This window comes from Amycolatopsis sp. NPDC043885 (assembly GCF_056435685.1).
Window position 1 is genome coordinate 32648 of the sequence record NZ_JBWKEA010000018.1, and the last position, 8772, is coordinate 41419.

Consider the following 8772-nt stretch of genomic DNA (forward strand, 5'->3'; position numbering starts at 1 on the left):
ATGCACCACCAACGCACTCTCATGCCGCTGGTCGCGCGTTGCCGTTCCATCAGGCCGCCGAGCTGGCTGAGGATGCAACTCAAGGAGACGGGTCGGTCACGAGGCACACCTGCTGAGCTGGGAGCTGTCACCTCGATGGCTAGTCCGGTGAAGACGTCGATGTCGGGGTAGCCGTCGCGCTCGGGCGCGAGGAACCGTTCGAACAGCAGCCCGTCGCGCACGGCGTCGACACTGGTGATCCGCAACGCGAAACACACCGCGCTGTTCGCCGCCGACCCCCGGCCCTGGCAGAGGATCCCGGACTCGCGCGCGAACCGCACGATGTCCCACACGATCAGGAAATACCCCGGAAACCCCAGCTCGGTGATCACCCCGAGCTCGTAGTCCAGCTGCGCGTACGCGCGCGGCGCGTCGTCCCGGGTCCCGTACCGCTCCCGCGCACCGGCGTAGGTCAGCTCGCGCAGGTAGGACGCCTCGTCGTGCCCGCCCGGGACCGGGAACGGCGGCAACTCCGGCGCCACCAACGTGAGGTCGACCGCGCACTCCACCCCCAGCAGCGCCGCCCGCTGCACCGCACCCGGGTAGCGGGCGAAGATCTCCGCCATCTCCTCCCCCGAGCGCAGGAACTGCATCCCCGCCGCCGGGAGCCAGCCCTGCATGTCCTCCATGCTCCGGCGCGCCCGGATCGCCGCGACCGCGTCCGCGTACACCGCGTCCTGCGGGGCCGCGTAGTGCGCGTTCGTGGTCGCCACCGTCGCCAGTCCCAGCTCGGCGGCCATCCCCGCCAGCAGATCGTTATGTGTCGAATCCAGCGGCAGGCCGTGATCGATCAGCTCGACCGTGACCGAGTCCCGCCCGAACCGGTCCACCAGCACCCGCAGCTCCTCCGCGGCCGCCGCCGGCCCGGACTCGACCAGCGCGCGCCGTACCGCGCCCTTACGGCACCCGGTGAGTACCTGCACATGGCCACGCAGGTCCTCCACCACCTGATCCAGCTCGTACCGCGGGGCGCCCTTCTCCCCCGCCAGCTGCCCGGTCGAGATCGTCCGGCACAACCGCTGATATCCCTCCAGCCCGCGGGCGATCACCAGCAGATGCGTCCCCGCCGGATCCGCCACCCCGTTCTGCGGCTCCGTCAGCCCCAGCGACAACTCCGCGCCGAACCCCGTGCGGACACCGAGCTCTTTCGCGGCCTCGGCGAACCGCACCGCCCCGTACAAGCCGTCGTGATCGGTCAGCGTGATCGCGTCCAGCCCCAGCCGCGCCGCCTCCTCCACCAGCTCCTCCGGATGACTCACCCCATCCAGGAAGCTGAAGTTTGAATGACAGTGCAGTTCCGCATACGGGGTTCGGGCCAGCGCACCACCACCGTCATCCGACCTCGGCGTCATCAGGTCTGGCGGCGGCCCCGCGTACCCCTCACGCTTCCGCGACCACGCCGGCGCGTCGTTACCGTCACCCGCCGGTGGACGGCCCGACGCGATCCGTTCCAGCTCAGACCAGCTCGCCGGACCACCACTCCACGCCATCGACCACTCCACGACACACCAGAGGAGCCGTGGGGAAGACAGCACCAACATCGAACGCCTGTGCGATCGTGCGTCTTACCTGCAACTTTGTCAAATCCCGAATTGTGACGACAGTCGCTAGTTGGCATCTCCCAGCGCTAGTTGGCATGGAGGTGGCCGAGGCCACTCTGTTGTGACCGTGAGCAATATCTGTCACTTGTGAGCGCTTGTTGCCACAGACTAGGACGAGGCGGTCCTGGTGTACTGGGATATCTAGCCCAAGGCATCGATAGCCTCGTCCGCGCTCCAACGACGCGGCCGCGACGAGCCCGTTGTTGGATGCTGTCCGGTGCTGATCCTTGCGCTTTTGGATCGCCCGCTCCGGCCGTCATCATGCACTTCCTTCCGCACCCGGTCGCGCAGTGGTCTTCCGTGGAAGTCATGACGTGAGGGTCTCTCCGGTCACGCAAGGACTACGTCCCGATTTCTCGGGACCTTCGCCCCAAGCGACGAGCAGGCGGAGCGACGATGGTGGGCACGCGGCGCGAGCGGGCCAAGGCGTCGACATCGGCACCGAGCCCGTGCGCCGTCCATTCGGAGGTTGGTCCGAAGGAACGGCCAGCCCCCGACAGTCGATACTGAAAGGGGTTCGTGGTGAAGCAACTCTCGGACGAGCTCAACGAGCTGTCTGCGCGCGCGAAGAAGACCGAAGACGTCGTCCAGGCCGCCGTGGCCCAGGACCGGGAACGGTTGCAGGCCAGGCTGCACACGCTGAAGACCGCCGTCGAGAACCAGCCCGCGAAGGCCAGCGAGCGGATGGCGAAGGCCCGGGCCGACGCCAACACGAAGTGGCGCGAGCTGCACACCAAGCTGGACAGCCACTTCGCCGGCATCCGGGCCAAGGCCGAAGAGCACAAGACCGAGCGGGACACCCGGCATGCCGAGCACCGGGCCGACGATGCCGAACAGGACGCGATCGTCGCGGTCGACTTCGCGGTCTACGCCCTCGACCAGGCCGAATACGCCATCATCGAGGCCGCCGTCAGCCGCGCGGAGGCCGACGAACTGACGGCTCGGCACTGAAAACTCCCTCACATCCCGGCCGGCCCGGGCGTCCTGGAAATGCCCGGGCTCCGGCCTTTCGCAGGATGGAGCACACCATGAGGTTCAGCACCACCGGGCTGGTGTGGCGGGGCATCCTCGCCATCCTCGTCGGGATCGTCGCCCTCGCCTGGCCCGGTATCACCATCGGCGCGTTCGTCATCTTGTTCGCCGTCTACACCTTCCTCGCCGGCGTCACGGAACTGGTGCTCATGGCCATGTCCCGCCGCGCCGGCCCGGTCCTCGGGCACCTGCTGTTCGCCTTGATCAACGTCGCCGCGGGTGTCGTCGCGATCATCTGGCCCAGCGTCACGGCGCTGGTCCTGGTCCTGGTGATCGGAATCTGGGCGATCGCCGCGGGGATCGCCGAAATCGTCATGGCGGTCCGCCAGGGCGGAACTGCGGGCCGGAGCGTGGTGTACACGCTATCGGGCTTGCTGTCGATCGCCTTCGGCGTGGTCGTCATGCTGCGCCCGGGCATCGGTGCCGTGGCCATCGCCCAGGTCTTCGGGCTGTTCGGCATCTTCTTCGGCATCTCGGCACTGGTGGCCGCAGCAGACGCCCGAGCGACGACCAGCGGACCGCAGGACACGACACACCGTCACGCCGCAGAGCAACACGGCGCGCAGCCCGGTCAAGCCGCCACCGGCACACTCGAGCACCCGCCCCAGCCGGACGCTCAGCACACACGCACAACACCGAAGTAGCCATCGTGGGGCGGCGCGGCCCGCGCTCGACCGCGCCGCTTCCCAGGTCTGCCCCACTGGCCCGCGCCGTCGAATCGTCCGGTGTGGCCTGCGGACGGCGGCCGTCCTAGCGGCACGGCCGCTGGCACACGCAGGGCGACAAACAACCGAAGGTTGACCGCCGCCGAGACGAACCACCGCCGACCACCGGCGAGGCCAGTCCTCCAGCCGCAGCCGCGCAGAGCCGTCGACGAACGACGACGCGCTCCACGCCAGATCCACCCAGCTGCACGCAAGCGGGGAGTTCAAACTGGCCACCAACATACGACACACCCGCCAGGTTTCGTGCCAAGCAGCACCTGTCGTTCATGCCATCCATCACCTGTACCCGACCGAGATACGCCACGTCAGGCGAAATCGTGGTGCCAACTAACAGCTGTCGTCACAAGAATGAGTGGAGTTGCATCTATCACAACAGGACTAACGCGCTACGTTTCAGCAGTTCGCAGGCTTGCCGACATTTCCGAGGGCGTCAAGCCGCGCGTCCAAGGTGGAGTGACGAACGCCGCCATCGGGCAGTTCGATCGACGTTTTGACTTTAGCCCGAACGCGTGAAGCCTACCGCAACCCAACGCCAGATCGTTGTGTCTGATGAAACATGCGGGAGATGGAGGACGACTTGGCTGGCACGGCCCGCATGATGCTCACTGAGGGTGTGTAGTTCCTTGATCCGGAGACGACGGGATTCAAGGCGATTCTGGAGGGCTGGGCGCGACGGTACTGACCGGCGTGATCGCTGACCTGCCGGAGGCAGTCGCCATCACCGCGACCGCCTTGGCCCTTGTCCGACCTGATGCGCGGCAGGATGATCGCCGACCTCCGCGCCGCCGTGCGCGTGCGGACCGTCACGTCTACGAGTTCACCGATCACGACACGACCGCGCCGCCCCCGTCCTCCGGGTGGGTCGCGAAACCGCCGAAACCCTGATCGACAAGGGGCTTCAGGCAGACGACTGATCCGCCGTCGCCGCGCGTGCCCGGTCCGGTTCGGACCGTTAACCTGGACCGCGCGAGTGTTCCGGGGAGGGCGTATGCAAGCTGAACCGCCAGTGGCTGAACTGTCCGAGGTCGAAGTCGACCTGGTACGGAGGCGGACGCTCGGTGGCCTCGACGACCTTGTGGTCCCAGGGCAGGTCAGTCTCGGGAGAACGGACGCGATCCGGCTCGGCCCGGATACACCGGGGGTGTCGGAGGAATTGGCCGCCCTGCTGGACGCGGAAGCGGAGGACCACCACTACTACCTTGTGCACCTGAGTTGCACTTTCCGCTCGGGTGATTCGCCGATCGTCAGTGCGTTGCTGTCCGTGGAACTGCGGCAGGCGCGGGTCGCCGGTGTGCCCGATCCGGTGGTGTGGTCGATGGAGCCCCTTCGAATGGCCACACCGGTGCGCCGAAAGCGGGTGGTGACACTCGGTCCTGCAGGGAAGTTCATCCCGGTGGACGGCGCCCTGGAACGAGCCACTGAGTACGAGACGGACGTGCAGCATCTGGTCGCGCAAGGTGAGGGGGAAAGCCAGAGCGAATGGGTGTTCACCGCTACCGCTGCGGTGAATCTCGTGGGTGTACACCACTTGAGGCTTGTGGCACGCACGTCCGCGAGAGTGGCGTGCCGTGCGGACCTCGCGCTGGCCGCGACAAGACGGGAGCGCCGGTTCGGCCTGGTCCCGTATCGAGCGGACATCCCGGCGTCAGTGCGGACCATCCGGTTGTCGGCGAGTTGACATGCAGGATCCTGCGGTCGGGCACCTGGTCGCGTTGCTGCGGCTTGTCCGGATCGGCTCGATCAGCGAAGGAGAGGCTCGCCGGCGGGTGCGCGAGGATCCCGGCTGGCTCGCTACGGACGACCTGCTGAGTCTGGCGTCAGGGGTATTGCGCGTCGCGTGGGACGACCGGCATCTGGGTTGCCTGCTGAGCGAACTCATCTACGAGTGGGCGGTCGTTTACGCCTCGGACCCGGTGGCGGTACGGGCGACCGGGCAAGTCTTCGTCCGGGCGGCGACCGAGGTGTTGACGTTTCGGGACGACGTCCGGCTGTATCGGCGTGCTGTCGCTGTGGCCGAGAAGATCGGGCTCGCCGACAGCCACGATCACTATTGGGGCGGGATGCTGCGCCTGGCTCCGTACGCCCTGGACCCGGTCAACATCGAGTACAAGGTCCACCGCGGGTTCCGTCGCCAGCAGGCGCGGTGGCGGGTTCGGCGCCTGTCGTCCTCCGGCGTCGCCGATCCGGATATGCCCGATGCGGCGACCGAGTTGGCCGCCGCCGTGAACCATTTCCGGAAGGCTTGCGTTGAAGCGAAAGAAGCCCACAGGGGCGCGATTCTCGCTCAGATGGCCTTCGCCGAGTACAGCAGGCACGAAGCAGGCGGCGATGTCGATCTATCCGTCGTGGATGCCTGGTGTACCGAAGCGATGACGCTGCTTCCCGTCGGCCGGAACGAACTGGCGTGCAATCGCCTGTACTGGCTGCTGTGCCTGCGAGGACGCAAAAGCGCCATGTTGTCGCGAAATGTCGTGGCGCCGCTTGTGGACACCATGCCGGACGGACCGGCGAGTACGGTCACCGCCGGTATGACCGCCATGCGGGCGCTCGGCGCGCTGGGACTCTCGCAGGAGCTCGAGCAGGTGATCAGGATGCTGGTTCCGCTCCTCGAGGACCCCGAGATGGAGAGTCAGCGCCGGTTCGCCGAAATCGCGATCGCCCATTGCGTCCCGGACGAGCTCCCAAGCTGCCTCGAACTGGAGCGGGCCGGCCCACCCACGGACGAGGACGAGGAAGGACTTGCCGGCTGGGCTGTAGCCTTGGGCCGGATCCACGCGCTCATCCATACCTACGACGCCTCCGATGGCCGGGCCGCCGAAGCCGTGCGAGAGTACGCCCCAGAACTGACCGACAGGCTCGCCAGGGTCTCGACGCATGTAGCCGCTTATCGGTCGCGTATGGAGCTGAACCACTCACCGGCCCGATCGGTGCCCGCGCTCATCGCCGCTGCCCGCGCGCTCGCCGAGTGGTCCCACACGGATTGGGCGACGTTCTCCCTCGACGCCGTCGCGCAGCTGCTGGAGGCCGCGTCGTCCGAGGATCTCGTGGACCTGGATCGCGGCGTGGTGGAAGACTTGACGGAACTCGGCCGCGACGTCCTGCCGTATCTGCCCGAGGCCGCGTGGTCGATCATGAACGACTGCCTCACCTCCTTGCTCGGCCGATGGGTCGCCGACCGCTCGATCACAATCGAGGCCGTGCTGAGCGTTCTCCAACAGGTCAAAGGCCGCGGATTGAGCGTGGCGCTGGCGGCTCCAGGCCCGATGACGCCGGATCCGCGGAACGAATGGCCGCTGACAGACCTGTCGACGGCGGAGATCGAACGAGACAGCCCGATCACGGAATTCGTCGACGACGAGATGTTGCTCAGTGCCTATCTGCAACCGGCAGAACGCGAGCCCGGCGCGACGCCGGCCGAGCAACAGCGGAACCTGCGTCGCCGGATCCAAACCTCCGACACCGACCGGCTGCTGCTCTCCACCGCCGGAGCGCCTGCCCGATCGCTCCAGGAGATCCAACGGGCGCTGCCCAAGGACGCGGTACTGCTCGCCTTGCTGGTCGGGGCCGCGGGGGCCAAGCTGACCCGCGGATATCACGGCATGATCATCACCTCCGACAAGGCCATGATCGCGGGCATGTACGACCCGGTCAAACCTGGACGGATGCTGAGCAGTCTCACGCTTCCCGGGGACGACCTCGAAATCGGTCAGACGGTCTTCTCGGACTTCGGCCGTGCGGTCGAGTCATTGCGCCGGGCAGTGACCGACGAGCCGCTGCATCGGGTGGTCACCCGCGCGGCGACCGCCGAGCTGCGGGATATCGCCGGCTACTTGCATGAGCCCTTTCTCCGTGCACTCGACGAGATCGCGGGCCCGCAGCGGGACCACCTGATCCTGTGGCCACACGAGTCGACGTATTTCCTGCCGTTGCATCTAATCCCGTTCGGAGACGGGATCTTCGCCGACAGATTCGCGATCAGTGTCATCCCGTCCACGGAATGCCTCTTCCGCCCGGCCGCAGCCGCGCCCGGCGGCGTGCTCGCGGTCGCTTCGGCCGCCGGTGGTGTCCCGGTAGGACTGACCGAAGAGCCTTCACTCCACGAACAAGCACGGCACATCGCGGCACTATTCGGCTCCGCCGCCCTTGTCGGCGAGGACGCCACTCCCTCCGCCGTTTTCAAACAGCTACCCGGTCGGCGATACCTCCATATCGCCGCCCATGGCCGTCAAGACGCGGACGCGCCGATGTTCGCCAGGGTCTATCTGGAGGGAACGTCGCTCCATGCCATCGATATTCTCCGGCAGGATCTGCGAGGCGTCGAATTGGTGACGCTGAGCGCTTGTGAGTCCGCCCTCCTGCGATACGACTTCCACGACAATTTGCACGGACTTGCCGCCGCGTTCCTGCGTGCGGGCGCACACGCAGTCGTCGGTGCGCTGTGGCCGGTCGCTCCGGACGTGGCCCACACCTTCTTCGTCCGGTTCTACACCGGCCTGCGTGAAAATATCGCGCCCGTGTCCGCCTTTCACAAGGCTCAGCGACACACCCGCGAGCATCATCCCAGTTATCGAGACTGGGGCGCGTTCATTTATCTGGGCGGGTAACCGTCGTGGCTCATTTCACGATCGGGCTCAGCGCCGCCGAAGCCCATATCGGCATCGCCAGGCGTGGCGATGAACCGTCTGGAACTGGTGCTGTTCGCTCCCGACCGCAAGCCGCCCGCCGACCCAACTCTCACTCCGCCGGAACAGAAGCGGGCGGCGACCAACTTCAAGGCCAACGGCGCCCGCGTCGTACGTCGCCACCTCGCCGACCTGACTCGTACCTTCGCCGGTACCGAGACCCCATTACATCAGCCCCACCGCTACGCAGGGAGAAAGGACCAGCAAGCTCTGTTCCGGCGGCTCTACCGCACCCTACGCGCTGTCATCGACGAACCGTAACTACCCAACCCGGTCGCGCGACTCACCAACGAAGGGCTGTGCGCCACCTGTGAGGCGTCGCTGACCGACGCCGCCGGGACATGAGCGAGATGGGTCTGGCCAATTCCGCACGATCGAATATGTGCACTGCACCAGTAGAAAGAAGCTATGTTGCCGCCGCCACAACGGGTTTCCCCAGACTTTCTGGCACGTGGGAAGTGGCCGTTCCTCCGCGGATTCAGCGTCTCGCGATGTGATCTAGGACTGTGAGATCCCACCCTGCCGCAATGATGAGTTCACCCCCCGGCCCAATCGCTACGCCGCGAATACTGCGAAGGTCGAAGATTGCGACCTCGTCGCCGGTGTCCAGGTCCCAGACCCGCACGGTGTCGTCTTCGCTGGCGGTGATGGCGACGGGTCGACCGTCGAGGGTGCTGCTGGCCACCGCCATCA

6 protein-coding genes and 1 pseudogene are annotated in these 8772 nt (G+C 66.7%); 5 read left to right on the plus strand and 2 right to left on the minus strand.

What is annotated here, in order from left to right; translation table 11 throughout:
* Positions 1-152: 152 nt before the first annotated feature.
* A pseudogene (locus AC069I_RS35345) lies at positions 153-1529 on the minus strand (PHP domain-containing protein); the annotation flags it as partial.
* A 633-nt stretch (positions 1530-2162) separates the two neighbouring features.
* Here AC069I_RS35345 and AC069I_RS35350 point away from each other — a divergent pair.
* The 5 genes from AC069I_RS35350 to AC069I_RS35370 all read left to right on the plus strand — a co-directional run bounded on the left by AC069I_RS35350 (position 2163) and on the right by AC069I_RS35370 (position 8340).
* Positions 2163-2591, plus strand: coding sequence for a hypothetical protein (locus AC069I_RS35350; protein WP_478225881.1), 429 nt, complete (start codon positions 2163-2165; stop codon positions 2589-2591).
* A gap of 77 nt (positions 2592-2668) precedes the next feature.
* Entirely contained in the window at positions 2669-3316 is a 648-nt protein-coding gene (locus tag AC069I_RS35355; RefSeq protein WP_478225880.1) for an HdeD family acid-resistance protein, read from the plus strand.
* A gap of 1087 nt (positions 3317-4403) precedes the next feature.
* Entirely contained in the window at positions 4404-5075 is a 672-nt protein-coding gene (locus AC069I_RS35360) for a hypothetical protein (RefSeq protein ID WP_478225879.1), read from the plus strand.
* Positions 5076-5406: 331 nt separating this feature from the next.
* Positions 5407-8001, plus strand: a complete 2595-nt coding sequence (locus tag AC069I_RS35365) for a CHAT domain-containing protein (RefSeq protein ID WP_478267328.1) — start codon at positions 5407-5409, stop codon at positions 7999-8001.
* Positions 8002-8070: 69 nt separating this feature from the next.
* Complete coding sequence (locus AC069I_RS35370; protein ID WP_478225877.1) at positions 8071-8340, plus strand: hypothetical protein; 270 nt, start codon at positions 8071-8073, stop codon at positions 8338-8340.
* 217 nt (positions 8341-8557) lie between these two features.
* On the opposite strand, the gene AC069I_RS35375 is transcribed toward AC069I_RS35370, so the two are convergent.
* The coding region (locus AC069I_RS35375; RefSeq protein ID WP_478267329.1) for a hypothetical protein at positions 8558-8772 on the minus strand (215 nt) is incomplete at its 5' end.

What these genes read in the sequence shown, in the direction of transcription:
- AC069I_RS35355 (WP_478225880.1), top strand. Translation starts at nt 2,669, where the DNA reads ATGAGGTTCAGCACCACCGGGCTGGTGTGGCGGGGCATCCTCGCCATC.
- AC069I_RS35370 (WP_478225877.1), top strand. Translation starts at nt 8,071, where the DNA reads ATGAACCGTCTGGAACTGGTGCTGTTCGCTCCCGACCGCAAGCCGCCC.